The 21,807-nt window shown below is 54.2% G+C and carries 14 protein-coding genes; 8 read left to right on the top strand and 6 right to left on the bottom strand.

Annotation, left to right across the window (positions count from 1 at the left end):
• Positions 1-40: 40 nt before the first annotated feature.
• Positions 41-1,054 carry a LacI family DNA-binding transcriptional regulator gene (locus DYU11_RS30185; protein ID WP_119671475.1) on the bottom strand — a complete coding sequence of 338 codons (1,014 nt, stop codon included), beginning with the start codon at positions 1,052-1,054 and terminating at the stop codon, positions 41-43.
• Between the two features lie 467 nt (positions 1,055-1,521).
• On the opposite strand from DYU11_RS30185, the gene DYU11_RS30180 reads away from it, so the two are divergent.
• The 4 genes from DYU11_RS30180 to DYU11_RS30165 all read left to right on the top strand — a co-directional run bounded on the left by DYU11_RS30180 (position 1,522) and on the right by DYU11_RS30165 (position 7,021).
• Positions 1,522-4,593, top strand: coding sequence for a SusC/RagA family TonB-linked outer membrane protein (locus DYU11_RS30180; RefSeq protein WP_158600396.1), 3,072 nt, complete (start codon positions 1,522-1,524; stop codon positions 4,591-4,593).
• A 19-nt stretch (positions 4,594-4,612) separates the two neighbouring features.
• Positions 4,613-6,190: a RagB/SusD family nutrient uptake outer membrane protein gene (locus tag DYU11_RS30175; protein ID WP_119671473.1), complete on the top strand. Its 1,578-nt coding sequence runs from the start codon at positions 4,613-4,615 to the stop codon at positions 6,188-6,190.
• Positions 6,191-6,322: 132 nt separating this feature from the next.
• Positions 6,323-6,484, top strand: a complete 162-nt coding sequence (locus DYU11_RS30170) for a nickel-binding protein (protein WP_119671472.1) — start codon at positions 6,323-6,325, stop codon at positions 6,482-6,484.
• A gap of 123 nt (positions 6,485-6,607) precedes the next feature.
• Positions 6,608-7,021: a hypothetical protein gene (locus DYU11_RS30165; protein ID WP_119671471.1), complete on the top strand. Its 414-nt coding sequence runs from the start codon at positions 6,608-6,610 to the stop codon at positions 7,019-7,021.
• A gap of 4 nt (positions 7,022-7,025) precedes the next feature.
• Here DYU11_RS30165 and DYU11_RS30160 read toward each other — a convergent pair whose 3' ends face one another.
• A complete protein-coding gene (locus DYU11_RS30160; protein ID WP_119671470.1) occupies positions 7,026-9,137 on the bottom strand; it encodes a TonB-dependent receptor in 2,112 nt (703 codons plus the stop codon).
• 225 nt (positions 9,138-9,362) lie between these two features.
• Here DYU11_RS30160 and DYU11_RS30155 point away from each other — a divergent pair, with 225 nt between their 5' ends.
• Both DYU11_RS30155 and DYU11_RS30150 read left to right on the top strand, forming a co-directional pair.
• The gene (locus tag DYU11_RS30155) at positions 9,363-9,788 is read left to right on the top strand and encodes a hypothetical protein (protein WP_119671469.1); all 426 of its coding nucleotides are present in this window, start codon (positions 9,363-9,365) and stop codon (positions 9,786-9,788) included.
• Between the two features lie 764 nt (positions 9,789-10,552).
• On the top strand, positions 10,553-11,317 hold the full coding sequence (locus tag DYU11_RS30150) for a beta propeller repeat protein (protein ID WP_119671468.1): 765 nt from the start codon (positions 10,553-10,555) through the stop codon (positions 11,315-11,317).
• A 1,141-nt stretch (positions 11,318-12,458) separates the two neighbouring features.
• Here DYU11_RS30150 and DYU11_RS30140 read toward each other — a convergent pair.
• From DYU11_RS30140 to DYU11_RS30125, 4 genes are all read right to left on the bottom strand, one after another.
• On the bottom strand, positions 12,459-13,118 hold the full coding sequence (locus tag DYU11_RS30140; RefSeq protein WP_119671466.1) for a tetratricopeptide repeat protein: 660 nt from the start codon (positions 13,116-13,118) through the stop codon (positions 12,459-12,461).
• 26 nt (positions 13,119-13,144) lie between these two features.
• The gene (locus DYU11_RS30135; protein ID WP_119671465.1) at positions 13,145-15,325 is read right to left on the bottom strand and encodes a TonB-dependent receptor; all 2,181 of its coding nucleotides are present in this window, start codon (positions 15,323-15,325) and stop codon (positions 13,145-13,147) included.
• Positions 15,326-15,474: 149 nt separating this feature from the next.
• Positions 15,475-16,347: a LytR/AlgR family response regulator transcription factor gene (locus DYU11_RS30130; RefSeq protein WP_119671464.1), complete on the bottom strand. Its 873-nt coding sequence runs from the start codon at positions 16,345-16,347 to the stop codon at positions 15,475-15,477.
• A gap of 119 nt (positions 16,348-16,466) precedes the next feature.
• On the bottom strand, positions 16,467-18,809 hold the full coding sequence (locus DYU11_RS30125; RefSeq protein WP_229366122.1) for an outer membrane beta-barrel protein: 2,343 nt from the start codon (positions 18,807-18,809) through the stop codon (positions 16,467-16,469).
• Between the two features lie 204 nt (positions 18,810-19,013).
• Between DYU11_RS30125 and DYU11_RS30120 the strand changes: the two genes are divergently transcribed.
• Both DYU11_RS30120 and DYU11_RS30115 read left to right on the top strand, forming a co-directional pair.
• Positions 19,014-19,649, top strand: coding sequence for a 7-carboxy-7-deazaguanine synthase QueE (locus tag DYU11_RS30120; protein ID WP_119671463.1), 636 nt, complete (start codon positions 19,014-19,016; stop codon positions 19,647-19,649).
• Entirely contained in the window at positions 19,604-21,604 is a 2,001-nt protein-coding gene (locus DYU11_RS30115) for an OmpA family protein (protein ID WP_119671462.1), read from the top strand. Before DYU11_RS30120 ends, DYU11_RS30115 begins: the two co-directional genes overlap by 46 nt.
• Positions 21,605-21,807 lie beyond the last annotated feature (203 nt).

The following is a 21,807-nucleotide window of genomic DNA, read 5'->3' as shown; positions in this document are numbered from 1 at the left end:
TCAGCAAGCCGGAGGTAGCTACCCCCGGCTTGCTGAACACTCAGGGTGTTGACTGCCGCACAACCAGTCTGGTTTCCAGTACGTGTGTTGTAGGCGTGTACGATTCACCCAGCCGTATCTGATCCAGGAACAGCTTGGCCGCTACTTGCCCAATGTCAAAAATTGGCTGGGCCACCGTCGTTAGGGCCGGCTCAACGATGGCTGCCACGGGCTCATCCGTAAAGCCAACCAGGGCCAGGTCCGACGGGATGTTTAGCTCCCGGCTTTTGGCGGCCTGCAACGCGCCGAAAGCCGCCGAATCGCACACGGCAAAAACGGCATCAGGCGGGTTGACGTCCGTCAGTAACTCACTCGTAATGAAGGCCCCATTGGCAATCGTCAGATCGCCGTGACGTATGTACTCATCCGGTACCGACAGGCCTGCCTCCCGCATGGCATCGACATATCCCTTTAATCGCTGTTGGCTTAACAGCAAATTCTCTGGTCCGGCGATATGGGCAATCCGTCGGCAACCCCGCTCAATCAGGTAGCTCACAGCCCGGTACGCCCCCTGGTAATCATCGACGACAACTTTAGAAACCGGCATTTCCTCCGATACCCGGTTGAAAAACACCAACGGGATCGACCGCCGGATCAGCGGGGCAAAATGGTCGAAGCTGGTCGTCTCGCGCGAAAGAGAGACAATCAGCCCATCCACCCGGTTGTTGAGCAGCAATTGCGTATACGTGATTTCAGTTGCCACCGATTCGTTCGATTGGCAAACCATGATGTTGTAGCCCGCTTCGGCCGCCGTCTGCTGAATCCCGCTGATGGCCGACGCATAGAACGGAATCGTAAAACTGGGGATGATGACGCCGATGTTGTGCGTCTGATTCTTAACCAGACTTTGCGCGATCGGATTCGGCTGGTAATCCATCTGGCGGGCCGTTTCCACGATTAACTGGCGCGTCGGTACGCTGATGTCCGGCATACCCCGCAGGGCTTTCGAGATGGTTGTTACGGACAGATTGAGCTTGCGGGCAATGTCCTTAATTGTTGCCGGATTGTTTTTCATACGTAAGTGGAAGCACTGGCAGCCTTTTCGCTCGATAGCGAATAAATACAATTTATTAAATCAAGTAAAGCGAGGTAGAGCAAGTTCAGCATTGGGGTTTAGGCAAGCAAGTTCACTACCCCCCTCCAGACGGAAATATACACAGAATCTTCAACTGCATCAAAGCAGAGTACTTTTTCGGTAACGGGCTTTAACGTTTTCGGCAACGTTAAAGTAAAAAAAATCTTATTTTCTAACTAAAAAATCATTGCGGAGCGCCATAAATGGCCCTAGCTTAGAAATACGTTTCTGTCCACCGGCAAAGTCTTTACCCCATACAGATGAGTTATCTGCCCGAATTTCACAAACCAGCAAAATAGAAAAAGTATAAAATAAACATGATGAACAAATACCCTTTTTTAGGTAGATGTCTAGTTTTACTACTGACATGTACAGGCTTGTCGAACTGGGCTCTGGGCCAAAGCCGAATGGTCACTGGACTGGTGACTGATGCCAACAACGAACCCTTACCGGGCGTAACGGTCGTATTAAAAAATACGTCAACCGGTACTACAACCGAAAGCAAAGGCCGGTTTACGCTGAATGTGCCAGAATCGTCGGCGAATGCGACGCTGGTCTTCTCGTACATCGGCTACCTAACGCGAGAGGTCGCACTTGGCGCTCGCAGCAACCTGACCGTTCAACTGGAAACGGACATCAAATCGCTGAACGAAGTGGTGGTCGTTGGGTACGGTACGGTTAAAAAGAGCGATCTGACCGGGTCCGTATCAACCGTTAAAGCCGATGAAATCAGGCAGATGCCCACCGTGTCGCTGGAGCAGGGTCTACAGGGGCGGGCAGCCGGCATTCAGGTTACGCAGGCGTCTTCGGCCCCGGGCGGTGGTATTTCGGTGCGCATTCGCGGAGGCAATTCCATTAACGGCGGGAACGAACCGCTGTACGTGGTTGACGGCTTTCCGATCTACAACAATAACGACGAAGCCAATCCCTCGGGCGGCCGACTGGGTGGTTATCGCACCTCCCCGAACGCACTGGCGTCGCTGAACCCGAACGATATTGAATCAATTGAGGTGTTGAAAGACGCGTCGGCTACGGCCGTCTACGGGTCTCGCGGGGCCAATGGCGTCGTGCTGATTACGACACGGCGCGGAAAGGCCGGTCAGGGTAAAGTAAATCTGGACGTGTATCATGGTGTGCAGCAGGTTGACAGGACCATCGACGTACTGAACGGTCGGGAATTTGCTCAGTTTTTAAACCAGGAGGCTACCAATCTTGGCCAACCCCAGTACTATACGCCCCAGACCATCCCGACATTCAATAACCAGGCTGACTGGAACTCCCTGTTGACCGGCGAAGGCACAAACTGGCAAAAGGAGATTTTCCAGACGGCTCCCATCTCGAACTACCAGCTTTCGTTCTCGGGTGGTTCCGAAAAGGTTCAGTACGCTATTTCGGGTAACTACTTTAATCAGGATGGCGTGGTGAAGAAGTCGAATTTTAAGCGGTACTCCCTGCGTACGAATCTCGATGCCCAGATCAGCAACCGCTTCAAGGCGGGCACCAGCCTGACGGTGAGCCGGACACTCAACAACCAGATTGTGGACGGAGGAATGGGTAACGCCAATGCGGGAGCGGTACACGCATCGCTGCAATACCTGCCCATCCTGCCCATTCGGCTCAACAACGGGCTTTATTCGCGTCGGGAAGACGAACCCAGCCCTATGTCGCCCTTTGGCCGGACGAACCCGGTTCAGCTCATTGAATCGACAACGGACCTGACGACCTCAAACCGTATTCTGGGAAACATATTCGGTGATTTTCGCATCCTGGATGGGCTAAACCTGCGGGTGACACTCGGTACCGATATTGATAACCGGGAGCGGGATTACTATTTCGCGGGAGAAGGAGAACGCGACCTGACGGCCCAGGGCTCAGCTTCCATTGGAACAACGGCGGCCTACAGCTGGATCAATACCAATCAGCTCACCTACAACAAAACATTTGGGGCGCACCAGCTTACTGTGACAGGTGTCTACGAACTTCAGCAGCGGACGCAGCAATTCCGCGGGATGTCGAACAGCATTTTTGTGACGGACGCGTTCGGCTTCGAAAACATCGGGGCCGGAACACAGGTGGGTGGACCGGGCATCTTCTCGTCCAAAAACCGCTGGTCACTAGCGTCGTACCTGGGCCGCATCAGCTACATCTTCAAAGACAAGTACCTGGCTACGCTATCGGCGCGGGCCGATGGTTCATCCCGCTTCGGAGCGAATAACAAGTGGGGGTTCTTTCCGTCGCTGGCCCTTGGCTGGAAACTGGGCGAAGAGCCGTTTATCAAGCAGGTTCGGTTCATCAGCGACTTGAAACTGCGGGCCAGTATTGGTCAGATCGGTAATCAGGAAATTGGTCCCTACCGCTCGCTGACCCGCATTACTAATTCTGACTACACCTTTAACCGACAACGGGTGACGGGTCTGACGCCCACCGCCATCGGGAATCCTGACCTGAAGTGGGAAACGACCACGCAAACAGATATCGGTCTGGATGCGAGTTTATTCAATGACCGGCTTTCGCTGACGGCAGATTACTATTTCAAGAAAACGACTGACCTGCTCTTCGACATCAGCCTACCCCTTAACTCAGGCTACTCGTCGACGCAGGGAAACGTAGGCAACATTCAGAATCAGGGCATTGAATTAACGCTGGGCGGCTACGTACTGGATGGCCCACTGCGCTGGCGGACGGATTTGAACTGGTCGGCCAACCGCAGCAAAGTGCTGGCTTTATCAACGGTGAATCAGGTATTTGGCCCGCTGCTCACGTTCGATTACCGCTGGCGAGGCAATATGCTGCAGGTTGGCGAGCCGGTTGGGTTGTTCTACGGCTACAAAACGGCGGGTATTTTCAAAACAGCGGAAGACGTGAAAGCCTCGGTACAACCCACGGCCAAACCTGGTGATGTTCGCTACGTAGACGTTAATGGCGACGGCAAGCTGGACGGAAACGACCGAACCGTTCTGGGCAACCCGGCTCCCAAGTTTATCTACGGCTGGAACAATACCTTTAATTACAAAAACTTTGAACTGTACTTCTTCTTCCAGGGTGTATATGGCAATTCCGTGCTGAACGCAACCAAACGGGATTTGTACGCGACCCTGGGCCGCCACAATCTAGCGAAGGGCACGCTGTACGACTCATGGAGCCCCCAGAATCCGGGCGGCACGCTGCCTATGATCGGTGGTTCAGGTTACAACAACACCCCTACGGCTGATGAGTATGTCGATTTCTTTGTTGAAGACGGTTCGTTTCTCCGGTTGCGTAATATTCGGTTAGGGTACACCCTGCCGGTTAAGAATAAACCCTTTCTTAAGCAGGCCCGCGTGTACGTAGCCGCGCAGAACGTACTTACGTTCACCAAATACACGGGCTACAATCCTGAAGTGAACGACCGGGGCCAATCCACCATCAACCAGGGCATTGATTTTGGCGCTTACCCACTGGCTAAGACGTATATGGCGGGACTAACCGTCGAGTTTTGACCCATCTATTCAATTAAGCATGAAAAAAATATCAACCTTTCTGGCGCTCACGGCTATGTTGTCGCTAAGTAGTTGCCACGAACAGTTCCTGGAAGAAGAAGCCTACAGCTTCCTGTCGCCGGGTAATTTCTATGCCAACGCCAAAGATGCCCAGGCGGCCGTTAATGGTGTTTACAAGAAATTCTACGATAACGACGGCAACTACTATGGCTACAATATGCTGGCCATAAACGAACTGCCGACTGAAGCCGTCACCAGCATCCTATGGGACCAATCGGTGGATTTTGGACGGCTGGATACCTGGAATACTCGCGTCGGTGATGTAAGTGGAATCTACCAGAACACCTATCAGATTATCAACCGCGCCAACGCCGTGCTGGACAACGTGCCCCGCATCGCCATGGACGAAACGCTGAAAAAGCGGATTTTAGGGGAGGCTCGTTTTTTGCGGGCGCTGGCGTATTTCAACGGCGTGCGGCTTTACGGGGATCTGCCTCTGCTGCTTACTGAAACCCGCAGCCTCGATAACCTGCAGGTGGAAGCCGCACCGGCATCACGCGTTTATCAGCAGATTATCGAAGACCTGACGTTTGCCAAGGACAATTTACCTTCGGTAAAAACGTACGGAGCCGCTGACCGAGGTCGTGCGAGCCGTAGTGCGGCCAAGACGCTGTTGGGAAAGGTTTACCTGACCCGTGCCACCGTTACCGGACTGGCGCAGCCAGACGACTACCAAAAGGCCGTAACGACCTTACGGGAGGTCATCACGGACGGTGATCACGCGCTGGAGGCCAGTTTCGCCAAACTCTGGGATTACGAAACCAACGAAAACAATGCGGAGGTAATTTTCGATATTCAGCTGACGCGTACGTCGGGATTGGGTGGGCGGCTGACCCGGCAGATTTCAACGGCCAACACGGGCAACACCTACGCTAGTTCATTCCAGACGATGAACGTAGAACTGGATTTTTATAAATCGTACAACCCGGGCGACACCCGCCTAGACGTTACGTTCGACAACCAGTTTCTGCGGAACGGGCAGGTGGTTAAGTTTGACCCGGCCAACCCAACTGCCAACGGTTTTCCGCAGGATACCCCCGGCTTCCGCAAGAACGTTGACTTCAACAGAACCGCCGACCTCGACAAAGAGGAGCCTAATTTTATTGTGCTGCGCTACGCCGACGTCTTGCTGATGCTGGCCGAAGCTTTGAACGAGGTGAACAAAGGTCCCAATGCGGAAGCGTACGACCTGATTAACCGGGTACGTCGGCGGGCGTTTGGAAAAAGCATTACTTCACCCGATGCGCAGGTTGACCTGACGGGTCTGGACTACCAGCGGTTCCGCCAGGCCTTGTACACTGAGCGCCGGAAGGAACTGGTTATGGAAGCGCACGGGTGGTTTGATGGCCTGCGCTTTTATGACATCTTCATCGAACGGGTGTCACAGGCGTCGGTGGGAGCAGTTCCTACCAAAGCGGAACGACCAAAGCTGGTCATTGACCGTAGTCGCATCGCGGATCCGAAATTCCGGTTGTTTCCAATTCCAACGACGGTCATTGAACGAAATCCAAATATCAAACAGAATCCAGGTTGGTAGGGTAAACTAAATCATAGGTAGTATTCCGAAAATGGCCGTTAATCATGATATTAACGGCCATTTCTATTATAAATACGTACATAGTCAACTTGTTTTATGTAGCAATTTTCGAGAGCTGTACAGACAAACGGAGTGACGCACAGCTGCTTACCAGGCGACAAAATTTACTGCGTATACATTGCTCCCAACGAAAAGATGATCCGCGAACACGCTGAACAGGGTGGCTTCCCGGCGAATTCGGTCGCTGAGGTAGCAACGATCATCGACCCGACTACGGCCGACGTAGCCGCTTAAGGCAGTATTCGTTCGCTCATCCGACCCACCGCCCATCGGTGGGTCGGATTTTTGTAGGCCTGCCGTCCGGCATTACTTTTGACGACCACAACACGCTACAGAGCTGTTGTTAGTCTGCTTTTCATGAAAACGCTTATTTCCGAACGGTTCGCAGCCAACGGCCTGCTGGCTGTGCTGTCGCTGGTTATTGTCTTTCACCTGCTGGTTCTGCTGCACGTTATTCCTTACACCATCGTCTGGGGTGGCCGCCTGACCTCCGATACGCAGATGGTACGCTTTGAACTGACGTCCATCGCCATAAATGCCTTCATGCTGGTGGTTGTCGCCATACGAGCCGGACTTCTCCGCGTCAACTTTCTGCCGTTGCTGATCAATATAGCACTGTGGCTGATGGCTGGGTTGTTTGCGGTCAACACGGTGGCCAATCTAGCTTCGCTGAATGAGTTTGAGAAACTCGCGTTTACGCCGTTGACCCTCCTGCTGGCGGTTTTCAGCCTGCGACTCGCGCTGACGAAGCACCGGCCCCGATCCGCGTAACCATCTACCAGCGTACACGCAGTCGCGCACCGGCCACGCCGTTTCGGGGGGCAGCCGCGTTGAAGTAGCGGCCACCAAAGGCGTTCAGGTCGTAGCCCAGCGAATAGGTCTGGTTCAGCAGGTTATCACCACTGGCGTACAGATCGAGCGTCCAGCGGCTGGCAAACGTGCGCCGGAATCCGACCGTGGCCTGTAGCAACCGGGTTGGATCAGCCTGGGCCGTGTTGGCCTCATCGAGGGGAAACGGATTCAGAAACTGATACGTCAGGTGGGCGTAAAATCCCAGCCGTAGTTCGGCGTCAAACCCGCTGATGAGCGTCGTGGGGGCAATACCGGGCACCCGCTTGTCGGAAACATCGGTGGCCCCCTGCTGGTAGTTCCGGAAGCGGTAGTCGGTCAGGTTCACGTTTTGCCAGAGCCGCAGCAGGGAAAACAGGGACGACGACCTTGAAACCGGACTTACAAAGTCGTAGGATAGCTGTGCTTCCAGCCCCTGCTGATCCGTGCGCCCGGCGTTGACAAAAAACTCAGCACCATTATCCGCTGACCGCCGGACGATGGTTTGCCGGAGCTGAAACTGGTAGGCCGCTACATCGAACCGCAGTCGGCTGCTCAAAGCTGACCCACGGACTCCCACTTCGTAGTTGACGCCCCGCTCCGGCTCCAGCGTCGGATTAAACTGGCCGGTCGACGACAGCACTTCCAGGCTTGTCGGCCCCGAATAGCCCGTACTGATGCTGGCAAACACCGATACGTTCGGACCGAAGGTACGCAGCAACGCCACCCGGGGCAGCCAAACCGGATCGAACGTCCGGCGCTGGGGCGATACGGGTCGGATTGAGAAGCGGGTAAAATCGTAGCGCAGCTCGTTCCGGCTCAGGCCCGCCGTCAGCAGCAGCCGGGCGGGCAGCGTGGTTTCGGTTTGCAGAAAAACCACCGACTGCTGCGCCCGCAGCTCGTCGTCGGTCTGTAGCGTATCGGCAGTGCCGCGCCGGTTGCCGTAGTTGCGCGTCACGGTAAAATTACGCTGGTATTCGGCCCCGATGGTCAGTGTCGTGGGCAGCGGTCCGTTCGGGAAACGTACCTGGGTGATTGTGCGCCCACCAAGGCCCTGATCGGCCCGGCGTTCGTAATTGGTAATGAATGGGTTCGCAAAGTCGGTGATTGATCCGTAGAGAACCGTCGTATTCTGGATGCGGTCGTTCCAGCGGTATTCCTGCGAAACGCCCAGATAGCCCAGCTTCTGATAAATGGCCGCCCGTTGTTCAACACTGCCGGGCGTAACGCGGGTACCGGGACGGGCCTGCCGGGGATTGGCCCGAAACTGCGCTTCGGTTAGTCCGCCGGGAGTCTGGTAATAGAGGTCCGAATAGAAGCCCAGCATCGAAATTGTGCGTTTGGGACTGACATTGAACGAACTGACCAGACTGATGTTGTCCCGTACGAGGGCGCTGTTCTCACGGTAGCCATCGCTTTGCAGGTGGTTGTAGCTCAGCGAAACAGCCGCGTTGTTTTTACCCGTCTGCAAGGTCAGACCGTTGCCGTACAACCCGTACGACCCACCCAGCGCCGACACCTCGACCGACGAGCGCCCCGCCGGTACCGCCAGACCGCCAAACAGGACGGTGCCGCCCGTACCAGCCCCGTAGAGACTTCCCGATGGCCCTTTGATTACTTCAACCCGACCCAGCGACCGGACATCCAGCGCATTCAGGGGCGTATTGCCACCGGCATCGGTGAGCGGCAGTTCATTCCAGTACACCTTTACGTTCCGCACCCCAAACGGCGAACGGATCAGACTCCCCCGAATCGACAGCCGATAACTCCCCGGCGACCGCTCATCGGCCCGAACCCCCGGCAACGTATTGAACGCCGGAACCAGCGTGGGCGTACCAAAACGGCGGTTCAGATCCCGGGCTGTCAGCAGGCCCACCGACGCGGCCGTTTCGAGCAGACGCCGGTTCGTGGCGTATCCCGTCACGGTCACTTCGTTCAGATGGAGCGTATCGTCCGTCAGTCGGCCCTGCGAATTGACCGGCGACGTAGTGGAAAGACTATCCTGGGCGGTGGCCAGGCAGGGGCAAAGTATACAGACTGCAAGTAGGCGTCGATTCATGCTTGGGTTAACTAACCCGGCAAAGGTAGTGTTTGTGCGGGTAGATCAACCAAAAGCGATTCTTAGGCTAATTGTCAGTTTCCGGACTGGTAATGTTTCACTTTGAACAGCTACATAGTTTATTATTGTAAAAAATTGTCAACGACCGTGATAATCTGACAATTAAGGACGTTTTATTAATATCGTTAGTTTATATAACAAATTCATTAATCCACAAAACGACCCATGGCGTTACAACGAATCTTAGAAGCAGACCTGATGACACATCTTCTGTTCTTAATGGGACTTATCACTCTGGCTTGTATGGTCTTGCTGGGAGCCAAAAAGCAAACAAAGCAGCTTACCAGTTGTGACTTGAATACTGAATTGATAGGCCTGTATTATCAGTTAGAGAGCGGTGTCGATCTGTTTATTTGTAAAGCTAGTCGAGACAACGCCAGACTGATTGTAAGTTTAATCAGAGCACTTGAGAAGCGTTCTGCTGATGTAAGGGTAAGGAATATAGTAGATATTAATGCGTTCCAAAAGGCTTGTGGAGAAGCCTTTAACCCTGTTAGGCTGCATACAAAGTTAATCTCATCTACTACCAGTATCTATCCCATCTATCATAACACAGGTATTATCGTAAGCAGCTCTGGTACCAAATATTGATCACTTACCCAACTTAATGCCACTTGTACAACAAATTTCAGAGGTCTAATTAAACCGTCGAACCGTAAGGCTTACAGTAGTAGGAAAGGGAGGAACTATTCGACACGTATTACCTTGCGTCTCGGCTGAGCAGCTAACAATTAGATAGGGGGCAACGGAATCAGGATAAGAGGCTACCGTGAAGAAAACACCCGAGTGCCAGCTAACTGGTTGAGAAAAACGCTCTTCTGAGTCAGAACGTAATACATGTTGAGCAACAACAGTACTTGGTATGAAAGGGTTAAAGTGCTCATTTGGTTTTTCTTCAACGAACAAAACCTGCATATTGGCAATTGGCTTGCCAGTCGAATCTGCAAAGAGGCCCTTTATGGTTAACTGCTGATTTTTTTCTTGCTGTTGGCAAGCACCTAGTATGATTAGAAGAGGTACCAAGGTATTCAAACATTGCTTCATAATAAGAGCCAATTAATCTGTAAGAGATCATTTAGATAAAACCAAGGCTAATCACTTTTGTAACAGCGTAGCTTTTGTTTTTATATTACTTTTACATAACATCAGTGGCTGTTGCAAAAGTCTGTCCGCCACTCACCCGAACTGATTTGGCGGTCGTCGAATTTCGCAAATACTCGCTTTCAGTCTGAGTAGTTGTATGAGCAAGTAGTTCTGAGGCTTTTGTAGATTGACAGCATGAACGTTAGTTAAGTCAAATAGTAAAAGTTACTGTCACTGCCTTTTAGAAGCAGTAAAACCAAGAATCAACGATTATGAAAACTCTGCTCTGCTGTAGTCTCCTTCTACTAGCCTTGTCTTGTAAAAAGGCTCCATCTGACATCGTCGATCCTGAGCACGACACCGTACTCGCCGAATACCCAAACTGGTACACGCTCAAAGCTCCAGTGGATAAAGAAATTCAAGGAGTGTGGGGAGACTGGGACAAAACGTTACTCATAACGACTGGATTTGCAATCTTCCGGTCAACGGATAAAGGCAAGCACTGGCAGCAGGTTTATCAGCAGTCAAATGGTATGTTCGGTATCGTCCAGAATCAGGATACCCTATTCACCATGACTGGGCTGATCAATCAAACGCCAAAAGACTACTATCAACAAATCTTAATTCATGCTGATAACTACAGTTTGGACGATGGCCAAACGTGGCAACGGTACACAAAGCGGAATCCTTTGCTCGATGAACCTCGATCAGGTCAACCAATCGACAAAAGACTATTGATTAATCCTGTAACGACGTCTACAGGAACTACGTATAGAATTAATCGGGTCTTCGTGGATCCAACTGCTACAACTGGTCATTTTGAAACACCTGGGGTGATTACTTTAGATGGGCGTCGAGTTGATCTTCCTCTGCTTCATCAGTTGAATAGCCTGTACCTGGATAGCAAGCAACGGCTATACATGGCCGGTACAGATGCTGTTTGCGGTCGCGGTGGCAAAACGGGTGAGCCTTTCTCATTTTGCAACAGTAAACAGGGCCGGGGTGTGGTCTATATTTCCAAGTATCCATTACCATAGCTTATTATGATGCCAGTGACTGTTGCAAAAGTTTCAGGTTTGCTTGTTCAGGTAGCCACTGGACTCAAGAGTAAGTACTTTTTGGTCATATACTAGCAGCCAGAACAGTTCGATTAAGCGGCTAACGGACTTTTGCAACAAACACATCAGTCACAGAACTCGTCTGGAAAAGGTACAAATCACACGCTGTCTTCAGAATGCGATTCCGAATAGGTTAGTCGCATCCGCTAACAGATCATGCAGGCAATGCCATTGAAATTTACACTGAGACACTACCTCTGGACTGCGGTTTTGGCCCACCACGCAGTTAGACTATTACCGTATCGCCGTTGCTAAGCACAACTGATTGTCTGCAATCCGGTATTGGCTGACCCGACAGTTCGATAACGGTCTATTTACTGTCCGTCAATGAAGAGCCATTGAGAACGTTACTGCTGGGTTGCCGGAGCAGTAACGTAGCAAAAAGGAGGACGCTTTCATACAATTTAGTTGTGATGATAGAAAAATCAGGCAACTTCCCAATAGCCTCCGTAAAACGTGCAGACGAAGACAGTATGCTGTTTAAATAGACTAATAGGGAAGCCACCTTGCCATTCAGTCGCCAGGTCGAAATTCTATAAAGCGGTTTGTTTGAGCAGCGGAGAATCACGGGATGTCACAGCGCGTGTAACCAAACCGGGTCAGCACAACTTTTCGGGAAGCGGCTGCAAAAATAGCCTGACAGGGAGGAGCCTCATCCTGTGGCTGAACATCTCTGAAGTCAAAATAGAACGTTTGGCCGGCTCGTACAGTGTCTGGTATTCCTATAAGCTCAATGACGTTATTCTCAAATGCATTCTGACCTGTCGGGATCCTCGAATTGACCTCTTTATTAAGGACTTTAACGGCTACGGCGCTACAGCCGGTACCGTACACTCGCCCCACATAGGGCAGGCACTCCGCTCCGTCGCCGGGGTGGCATGCCTCCATGACTATGACCATCAGAATAACCAATATATTTTTCATGGCATGAGCGATCCCTACGGCATGACTCCTGAAACTGTTAAACCGTTGGAATCGCTCACGTTTTTTCGTTGCAACTACATTCCAGTAATACTGAAGTGGTCCAGGCCACCCTCCGAACAGGAGCCGGCCCCTTCGGTTACTTCTGCGCGGTCGGCTCTTCGCATTTTTTCAGCAGGGCCTGGGCACTGTTCTGGCCCCACTTTGGATTAATGGGGTTACCCGTCGGGGTCTGTTCAAAGATCCGGGCGGCTTTGGCCGCCAACTGACAGGCCATCGCCTTGTCGCCACCAAAGCCTTCGGGGGCGCTGCGTTTCAACTGCGCCAGCACAACCATAGCACGGGGGTTGTTCGGGTTCTGTTTCAACGCCTGTTGTAAAGCCTCCGCACCAAGGGCCGAATATTTGGGTCCGCGGCTCATGAAGTCGACGTTGATACGGGCAAAGTGGATGGTCGCTTTCAGACACGAAATTTCGGAATTGTTCGGACTGAGCGAGTCGGCCCGGCTGGCGAAGCTTTCGGCTTTATCGGCCCAACTGTCGATCTGGTTTTTATCTTTCTCCTTGTTGGCCAGGTTCATAGCGCACATTCCGGCGTAATAGTAAGGCAACCACTGCGCCTTTTCGACGGAGCCAATTCGTTCAAACGTATTCATCAGGCCGAGCAGCGACGATACGGTGCGGGCCGTATCAAACTGGGCCAGGTTCTTTTCCATTGCTTTCTGGTACTTATCGCTCTGAGCCAACGTAGCATGAGCCAGCAAAACAAGACTAATCAGGGTAATGACAAGCGTTTTCATGGTTATAAAATGGATTGAGTTTATGGTTACAATTGACTATTGATGATTTCCTGCCGACGATCGGCACCGAGGGTGACGAACAGGCCGACGAACACAAAAGGGTTATTGGTAGGCACAATGGCTTCCCGGCGCTCTGGATGTCGGGTTGAGTAGGTGTAGCCGAATACCTGCCGGTTACCCAGCGCATTGCTGACCGTCAGAACCAGCACCGACTGGGCTTTCCGAACGCTCATCAGGTGGGCGATGCTCAGGCCGAGGTTATGGTAAGGCGGGGTCCGATCGGTCATGAACGCTTCGACCGGGCGGTTTGGGTTGACATACGGGCGACCTGAGCCGTAGGTGTACGACAGGCCAATATTGGTTTGAACGGCTGAGAAAAAGCGCTTCACGACGGCCGAGGCTGTGTGCCGGGCGGCAAACGACGGCTGTACGACCGTTGGGTAGTCCAGAAACAGCCGCTTCGTGTCCAGAAACGAGTAAGACAGCCAGTAATCAACCCCTTTGATGCTTTTCTTGTCGCGGAAGAAAACCTCAACCCCGCGGGCGTAGCCCCAGCCGCCGTTATCCAGGTTCGGCGTTGTCCGGATCAGGTGGTTGTACCGTTTAAAGAAACCCTCAGCCCGAAACGTCCGGTCGTTGGCAAGCTGCTGGTAGCTGGCAATGTAATGATCGGCGTTGGTGTAGCCTATATCAGTGGTCTGCCACAGGAACTGCCGCTCCGGTTTTTGATAAAACCGGCCGTACGACACCGACAGCAGCCCATTTGTTCCGGTGCTGTACCCGAGCGCCAGCCGGGGCGCTACGTTGGCTTTCCGCAGCACCGATGCGTATTCGAACCGCAGCCCAATCCGCGCCGACAGCCGGTCGGTCAGGTACGATTCGGTTTCGGCAAACTGAGCCAGGAAGGTGTCGACGTTGCGGCTGTCATTGCGTTGCTCACTGACCCGTTGCAGCTCGGTACCAACGTGCAGGCGGGTGCGGGCCAGTATCAGTTTGGAAACTACACTACGAGCCTGCCACAGCGCCGACCGATCGGCCTGCCGGACCAGCGAATCGGCTCGCAAGCCCCCGTCAACGCGAGCCGCTACGTTGGTCAGATCGGTGTTATAGTTGTAGGAAAGCCCCGCCTGCCACTTCCAGCCACGGTTCAGGTTCCGGCGGTACGTCAGGTTGGTATACAGATTTCGGTTAGTCAACCGGATGTTGTTGACCACACCCTCATAGTCCAGATTTGGCCGGTCGAGACCGACATCACTCAGGCCACCGTTGACAAAAAATTTGAGCATCCCCCCGTTGCTGAACTGCCGCCGGACAAACCCGTTACCGTCCCAGTAGCGGGGCGTTTTAGTGAACAAAACCGTAGCCGGTGCAAGCAAATTATACAGACGCAGGCTCGTATGGCTGATTCCTCCCCCGTAGACAGTCTTCTTGTCACGGCTCAGCTTTTCGAGGGTTGCGCCGGCCATGACCGGCGACAGGGTCAGTTCGGCGCTGCTTTTCACCGGCAGATCTTCGGTTTCAAGTACCAGTGCCGACGAGAGCGCCTGCCCGTATTGAGCTGAGTAGCCGCCCGTTGAGAAAAACGTGCCCTTGAACATGCCGGGCGCAAAGCGGCTGCGGGCGGCCATGTTGGACGGACTGCTGTAGGTAAAGTTATTGACCAGCAAACCGTCAATGTACACCCTGGTTTCGGTACCGGTCCCACCCCGCACGAACAGGTCGCCACTCTCGCCAACGGGCTGAGCACCCGGCAGAGTCCTGAGCGCCGACGTGATATTGCCATCCGTAGCGGTCGTCAATACGTCCAGCGGGCTCATGACCGTGTACTTGTTTTTATCAGTCAGATCGAACAGCCGCGGCCGGACGGTTACGTCATTCAACGTAACGGCTTTCGTCGTGAACACGATGGTAGCAACCACAGTGGTAGCGCCGTTTAGTTCGATTGGCTGGGCTACGTCGACAAAGCCAGCGACTCGCGCAATTAGTTTAAACGGTCCATTTTCCTCCGTCTCAAACGTGAACCGGCCTTTGTCGTCGGTAGTGGCGCCGTCGTATGAACCGTCCAGCGAAATGCTCACGTTGGGCAGCGGGCGAATACCGTTGTAAGTGGCCGTTCCCTGCACACGGATCTTCTGGGCAAAGACCGTAAACGGCAACAGCAGCAGCGCTGTGAGGAGAATAAGCCCGATTGAGTAGATGCGTATCATAGCCGAATTGTGTTTGCGTCAGCGAATCGTTGATACAAACATCGGCGGCCGGCCTGCCCTTCGCAATAGGGTGGGATAGCTGACAAACGGGAAGGGACAAAACGCCCGATTTTGGGGTATTTAGACCGTTTCTGGGATGAATGGGAAGGCTACGTCAGCATGGCCATGCGCTGATCGAAGGCATCCAGGTAGCTGCGTGAGACCGGAATCCCGACCGCAGCGCCGGTCAGCGTAAGCTGGTAGCCACGGGCATTGCCTTCGGTGCAGTTCACCGCTTTCAGGTTCACGATAAAGGCCCGGTGGCAGCGGAAAAACTGGGGATACTCGCGGAGTACGGCTTCAACCTCTTTGAGCGTGTTGCGCAACACCGTCTTCTGCGGGGCGTTCAGATTCAGCCAGTGCACATCGATGTAGTTGCCGACCGATTCCACGTAAACGAGCTGATCGGGGTGCAGGCTGAGCTTTTCCTTACCGGTGTCAGACAGCAGCGTAATGGTCGGCTGCGGTTGGTCCAAAAGCGCCGGTCGGTTTTCCTGTCGTCGCTCCAGTTGCGCATTAACCGCCAGGGCCTGCGTGGCGTTGCGGGCGAACCGACGGCGCTCGGCGGCCAGTACCCCCAGCGTTATGGGGAAGAACCCAATCAGCGTTACGTACAGATACATTTGCCAGAAAGGCGGTTTGCCCGAGCCCATTACCGTTAATAGCAACTGATTAGTGACACTGATGCACAGCAGGACAAACAGCGTGTGGGGAATATGCCGGCCAACCGTCCAGCGTTCTTCATCATACCACGACGGTAATAATCGGGGGGCCAACCAATTGGCCGACAGGGACGCCATGAAACAGCCAGCTCCGAGCAGAAATGCCCCGCCTACCAGCTCCCAGTCAAATTGCCGGAGGTTCAGGAGGACCAGAAAACCGAACACGTACAGACTCGCCAGCAGCGATTCGCGAATCGTATTCTTCAGGCTGAAGTCTTCGGCAAGCGGCTGATTCAGAAAAGTACGTACGGACTGGAGCATAGCACAAAAATAGCGGTTCTGACATAGCCGGCGTCCATTGCCGGGGCGTACGTCGATCAAAAGCGGGCAACGGGCGGGATTTGTTTCTTCCTGCCCACTCCCGGACACCCCCGGCCGGGCTACTGCGTGGGTGGTTCGACGTTGAACATATTCATCCGTTCTTCGCGTTTACGCAGGCCAAAATTATAGCGCAGTGTTACCCCAAACCGGCGCGTGTCGTTCCGGCGCAGGCCATCGGCCGTAACGCTCCCCTGCTTCAGAACGAACTGGTAGTAGTTGGTGAACAACAGGTCGTTGGCCGCCAGGGTGATCATCAGCTTGTCCTGCATGAATTTCCGGTTGACGCTCAGGTTCAGCGCTCCGAAGTTGCTCAGCTCGTAGAACTGAAGCTGCCCGCGGGTGCGAAAAAAGCCGTTCATCGTAGCCGTCGAGCGTTTGTCGATTTTAAACGAATGGAACGTAAAGAACGACCAGCTGCCCCGGCTGAAGTTCAGCGGACTGTTTTCGTACACGCCGGTGTAGTCGTTGTGATTATACTGCGCCCCGACCACGAAAAAGTAGCGGTTGACGGGCGGAATCGCCCCCAGAATCCGGAAGTAGGTTTCGCGGTTTACGCCCAGGTTGTCGTACGTCCGGTAGGCAATACTCCGGTTGGCGGGGTCCTGGTACACTACGTTGGTGAAAATGTCGCGGGTGTAGTTCCGGCCGAGGGCAAAGATGGGCCGATCTTCCACGCTGATGTTCGCTTCGTAATTGTCGGTGAACTGCGGCCGCAGCGCCGGATTCCCGGTTTCGTACAGATACTGGTCGACGTAGCGGGCAAACGGATTCAGGTAATCATAGGCCGGGCGCGTGATCGACCGCCGGTACACCAGATAACTCCGCAATTCGTAGCCGGCGATTTTGGCTACGCGCCGACTCAGATACACGTACGGGAACAGATCGGTACGATTGATCCGAAACGACGTATCGGCCGGTAGGCGCTGTTGTCCATCCATGTTCGTATTTTCCAGCCGAACGCCCCCTTTCAACAAGATCGACCCGAACAGGCGTGACGCCTGCACGTAGGCCGAGTTGATGTTTTCCCGGTAATCGAAGCGGTTGGTTCGGCTCTGATCCGGCCGGCGGATCTGGTTCACTACGGTAAAATAAGCCGCGTCGCTGCTGAAGGTCTGTACCGTTGTTTTCACCCCGGATTCGAGCGTGATCGCAGCCGGCAACTTGTATTTCAGATCCACCTGAGCCGCCAGCAGGTGCCGCTGGTTAACGAACGAGCCGTCGCCCAGCGTACCGGGACGTTCGGGCTGGAGGTAGCGCGTTGAAAAATTCTGGACACCACGCGTACCGATGAAACTGTACGATACGTCGGTGGTCAGTTCCGAACCGATGGTGTCCAGCTTCAGTCGTGTAGTGACGCCCTGGCTGAACGACAGCACCCGGTTTCGGTTGTCGACCTCGTTCAGGTTATCCGACAGCACCCGGCCGGTGCTGAGCCGACGGATTGTGTTTTCATTGACGGCCTCTGAATTGGCCTGATTCCACGAAAACCGTCCGTCGAAATTCAGATCCCACTTCCGCGAGAGCTCAAACCCGACGCCATAGCCGACGTAGGCAATCTGCGCCGGATACGTCGTGTACGCATCCTGGGTCAACGCCGTATCGGGTGCAAACCGGCGGTTGCTCTGCACCTGCTCGTAGCTGTTGCGGTTGGTGTAATTCAGGTTTAGATACGTTGTGCGTCCATGCTGGGTATTGTTGAGATTGATCCCCGCAAACTGATTGCCGAACCGCCCCTGATTCACCCCCGCGTTGACCGATCCCGTCAGCCCCAGCTTAACCCCTTTCTTCAGCACGATATTGACAAGGCCACCCGTACCGCTGGCGTCGTACCGGGCCGAAGGGGTTCTGAGAATCTCGATGCGTTCGATGCTGTTGGGCGGCAGACTTTTCAGAATGGACGCGATGTCGGCCGCACTCATTTTCTGCTCCCGCCCGTTGATGTAAATCGTGGCCGGTGATGTGCTGCTGAGGTACACGTTGCCGTCGGGGTCAAGAAAGACACCCGGCGTTTTTTCCATAATCTCGTAGGCGCTCGTGCTGGTAGCGGCAATGGGTTCGGGATCAACGATGGTTTTGTCGTCCTCCTGCTTCACGAGCGGTTTGGCCGCCACGACCGATACCGCCTGCAGCGTTACGTTGTCCGGCTCCAGCGTTACGGTTACGTTGGTCTGCCCCGGCTGAATCAGTTTCCGCAGGGGTTTGAAGCCGACCGACGTTACCAGCAGACCGTAGTGTTTCTCCGGCGCAACCCGAAAAGCAGCCGTTCCTGACGTATCGGACAGGGCGTAGAGGTGGCGGGTCGTATCGGCCCGGTCGGTCAGCCGGAGGGTTGCGCCTATGAGGGGCCGGCGATTTGTTTCCTGCAGCCGGATGATTACCGAAGTCGTCTGAGACCAAACCAAATACGGAAAAAGAAAAAAGAAAACGAATAAAGCGTAGTTACGGCCGCGGAACATGAACATAAAATTTGCCGCAAAGGTACACAATTGCCGGAGGAGACCCGGCATAGATTCCGCTTAATTACCCCGGCAAAGACGGGCCGCAACCCGGCAATGTCGTATCTTTGTCCTGTTTTTCAGCGGGTTCAAAACCCGTACGTTTTTTCAATGACTACCGAACAGAAACAACAGACTATAAACCAGACCGTACTGCCCGTGATGGAAGCCTTTTACACCCTGCAGGGAGAAGGGGCACATACCGGTCGGGCGGCTTATTTTATCCGGCTCGGCGGCTGCGACGTCGGCTGCCACTGGTGCGACGTGAAAGAGTCGTGGGATGCCGACGTCCACCCTAAACGTACCATCGACACGATTGTAACCGAAGCCCTGGCCCATCCGGGTCGCATGGCGGTCGTCACGGGCGGAGAACCGCTCATGCACGACCTCACCAACCTGACCGCGGCCCTGCAGTCGGCCGGTTTCCAGACCAACATTGAAACCTCCGGCGTCTGTGAGTCCGTAACGGGTTCCTGGGACTGGATCTGTTTCTCGCCCAAGAAGTTCAGGAAGCCGAACCCGGCAATTTTTGAGCGGGCCGACGAGCTGAAAGTCATCATCTACAACCAGTCAGACTTCGCGTTTGCCGAGTCGTTCGTCCCGCATCTGCGGCCCGATTGTCGATTGTTTTTGCAAACCGAATGGGGTCGCTCAAACGAAATGCTACCGCGCATCGTTGATTACGTAAAACGTAATCCGCAATGGCAAATATCGTTGCAGACGCACAAGTATCTCGACATACCCTGAAAAAGGAGAAAGCAGGAAAGGGAGGAAGGAGGAAAGGGACGAGAGGAAAATGGGTAAGCATTCTTCTTTTCTCCCTCCTCCCCTTTCTCTTTCCTCCGTTTCTTCTTCCCTCCTTCGCTCAGAACCAGAAGGCCAAAGAGTTATACGACCAATCGATCAAACTGTTCGGGCAGCGGAAGGCCAATGAAGCCATTCCGTTCATGCAGGAAGCCATCAAACGCGACCCGAACTTCCTCGATGCGCACCTCAAGCTCGGCCAGCTCTACGAGTTCACGAAACGCTTCGAACCGGCCATTGCGTCTTACCGCGATGCCGTTCGGCTCCAGCCCGACAACCCGGCAACCGGCGCGGCTTATCAGTCGCTGAGCAACATTCTGCTGCGGCTGGGTCGGTACCAGGAAGCCCTGGCTTACCTCGAAAAATACAAAAGTTTGTTTCCGGATGAGTCCGTTCAGGGCAAGCGAATCGCCCGGCTGCTCGAAGGCGCCCGGTTTGGTCAGGAAGCCCTGCAGCACCCGCAGCCGGTCGATCCCAAACCAGTTTCGCCCGTTCTGAACACGACGCCTTCCCAGTACTTCCCGGTGCTGACCGCCGACGAGCAGACGCTGGTCTTTACGGCCCTCAAACCCGAAGGCGACGAGGATCTGTACGTATCGTCTTTCAATGGCGAAACCTGGTCTCCTCCGGTCTCGTTGTCTTCGGACATCAATACCCCCGACAACGAAGGAACGGCCAGCCTCTCGGCCGACGGACGCACCTTGGTCTTCACGGCCTGCCAGGGGCGCAAAGGCTTCGGGAGCTGCGATCTGTACGTATCCCATAAAACCGGTACTACGTGGTCTGCCCCCAATAACCTCGGCCCCACCATCAACACCCGGTTTTACGAATCGCAGCCCTCCCTCTCGGCCGACGGCCGGCGGCTGTATTTCGTATCCGACCGGCCGGGTGGCCAGGGCCGGCGCGACATCTGGCGCAGCGACATCGATGTCGCCGGAACCTGGGGCGAGCCGGTCAACATCGGCGACAAGGTCAACACCCCCTTCAATGAAGCCTCGCCGTTTATTCACGCCAATGGCCGGAGCCTGTTCTTCGCGTCAGACGGACACATTGGCATGGGGGGCTACGACCTGTTCGTTGCTGACAGTACCAGTTCCGGCTGGTCGGCTCCTACCAACCTCGGGTATCCCATCAATACGTCCGAAGACCAGGCGTCGCTGTTCGTATCGTCGAATGGTCGGCGGGCCTACTACTCGTTTGAAGAGCAGAAAGATGGCGTTTCGCAGAAGTCCCGGCTCTACGTCTTCGACCTGCCCGAACCGCTGCGGGAGCGGGTCAGGCCCGTCAGCTTCCTGAAAGGCACCGTTGCCGATGCCCGGACAAAAAAACCACTGGCAGCCACCGTCGAACTGATCGATCTTGGCACGAACCAGGTCATCTCGCGGGTGCAGGCCGACGAGCAGACGGGTCAGTACACGACTGTCCTGCCGAGCGGTGGTGAGTACGCGCTGTACGTGAGCGTGCCGGGGTATCTGTTCAAGAGCCTGTCGTTCGATTTTACGCAGAAAACCAAAGGCGAAGGGATGGCGCTGAGCGTCCCCCTCGAACCCGTTGGTTCGGCCGGCAAAGAAACGCTGAACAACCTGTTTTTCGAGTCAGGGCGCTATGATCTGGCCGATAAATCGCGCACGGAACTCGACCGGCTCTCGGCCTTCCTGACCGCCAATCCAACCATGCGGATTGAGATTGCGGGCCACACCGACGACCGGGGCGATGCGGCTGCCAACCTCACGTTATCGCAGAAACGGGCGCAGTCGGTGGTCACGTACCTGACCAAAGCCGGCATTGACCCGGGCCGGATCAAAGCCATCGGCTACGGTAAAACCAAACCCGTTGCGCCCAACACCAGCGACGAAAACCGACGCCTGAACCGGCGCATCGAATGGCGGGTGCTTTAATAGGACGTGTATGAACCAAGCGGTTTGGTGTAAACTGTGTAGCCGGTGATTTCAATACCGTACACTACATACTACCTATACTGTATCATACATTAAGACTCTCTTTGCTTTCGTGGGAGAATTTTTTCAATTTTGCGTATGTTGTCTTTAAGCCATCCCTTATTAGCGAATGGCTTATTCATTTGTCAGACAACTTATTGCCT

Origin of the sequence: Fibrisoma montanum (genome assembly GCF_003583365.1) — a bacterium.
Classification (GTDB): Bacteria; Bacteroidota; Bacteroidia; order Cytophagales; family Spirosomataceae; genus Fibrisoma; species Fibrisoma montanum.
This window is presented reverse-complemented; position numbering and strand designations above follow the sequence as displayed.

What these genes read in the sequence shown, in the direction of transcription:
- DYU11_RS30135 (WP_119671465.1), bottom strand. Translation starts at nt 15,325, where the DNA reads ATGATACGCATCTACTCAATCGGGCTTATTCTCCTCACAGCGCTGCTG.
- DYU11_RS30115 (WP_119671462.1), top strand. Translation starts at nt 19,604, where the DNA reads ATGGCAAATATCGTTGCAGACGCACAAGTATCTCGACATACCCTGAAA.
- DYU11_RS30140 (WP_119671466.1), bottom strand. Translation starts at nt 13,118, where the DNA reads ATGAAAACGCTTGTCATTACCCTGATTAGTCTTGTTTTGCTGGCTCAT.
- DYU11_RS30180 (WP_158600396.1), top strand. Translation starts at nt 1,522, where the DNA reads ATGGTCACTGGACTGGTGACTGATGCCAACAACGAACCCTTACCGGGC.
- DYU11_RS30120 (WP_119671463.1), top strand. Translation starts at nt 19,014, where the DNA reads ATGACTACCGAACAGAAACAACAGACTATAAACCAGACCGTACTGCCC.
- DYU11_RS30160 (WP_119671470.1), bottom strand. Translation starts at nt 9,137, where the DNA reads ATGAATCGACGCCTACTTGCAGTCTGTATACTTTGCCCCTGCCTGGCC.
- DYU11_RS30130 (WP_119671464.1), bottom strand. Translation starts at nt 16,347, where the DNA reads ATGCTCCAGTCCGTACGTACTTTTCTGAATCAGCCGCTTGCCGAAGAC.
- DYU11_RS30165 (WP_119671471.1), top strand. Translation starts at nt 6,608, where the DNA reads ATGAAAACGCTTATTTCCGAACGGTTCGCAGCCAACGGCCTGCTGGCT.
- DYU11_RS30175 (WP_119671473.1), top strand. Translation starts at nt 4,613, where the DNA reads ATGAAAAAAATATCAACCTTTCTGGCGCTCACGGCTATGTTGTCGCTA.
- DYU11_RS30150 (WP_119671468.1), top strand. Translation starts at nt 10,553, where the DNA reads ATGAAAACTCTGCTCTGCTGTAGTCTCCTTCTACTAGCCTTGTCTTGT.
- DYU11_RS30185 (WP_119671475.1), bottom strand. Translation starts at nt 1,054, where the DNA reads ATGAAAAACAATCCGGCAACAATTAAGGACATTGCCCGCAAGCTCAAT.
- DYU11_RS30155 (WP_119671469.1), top strand. Translation starts at nt 9,363, where the DNA reads ATGGCGTTACAACGAATCTTAGAAGCAGACCTGATGACACATCTTCTG.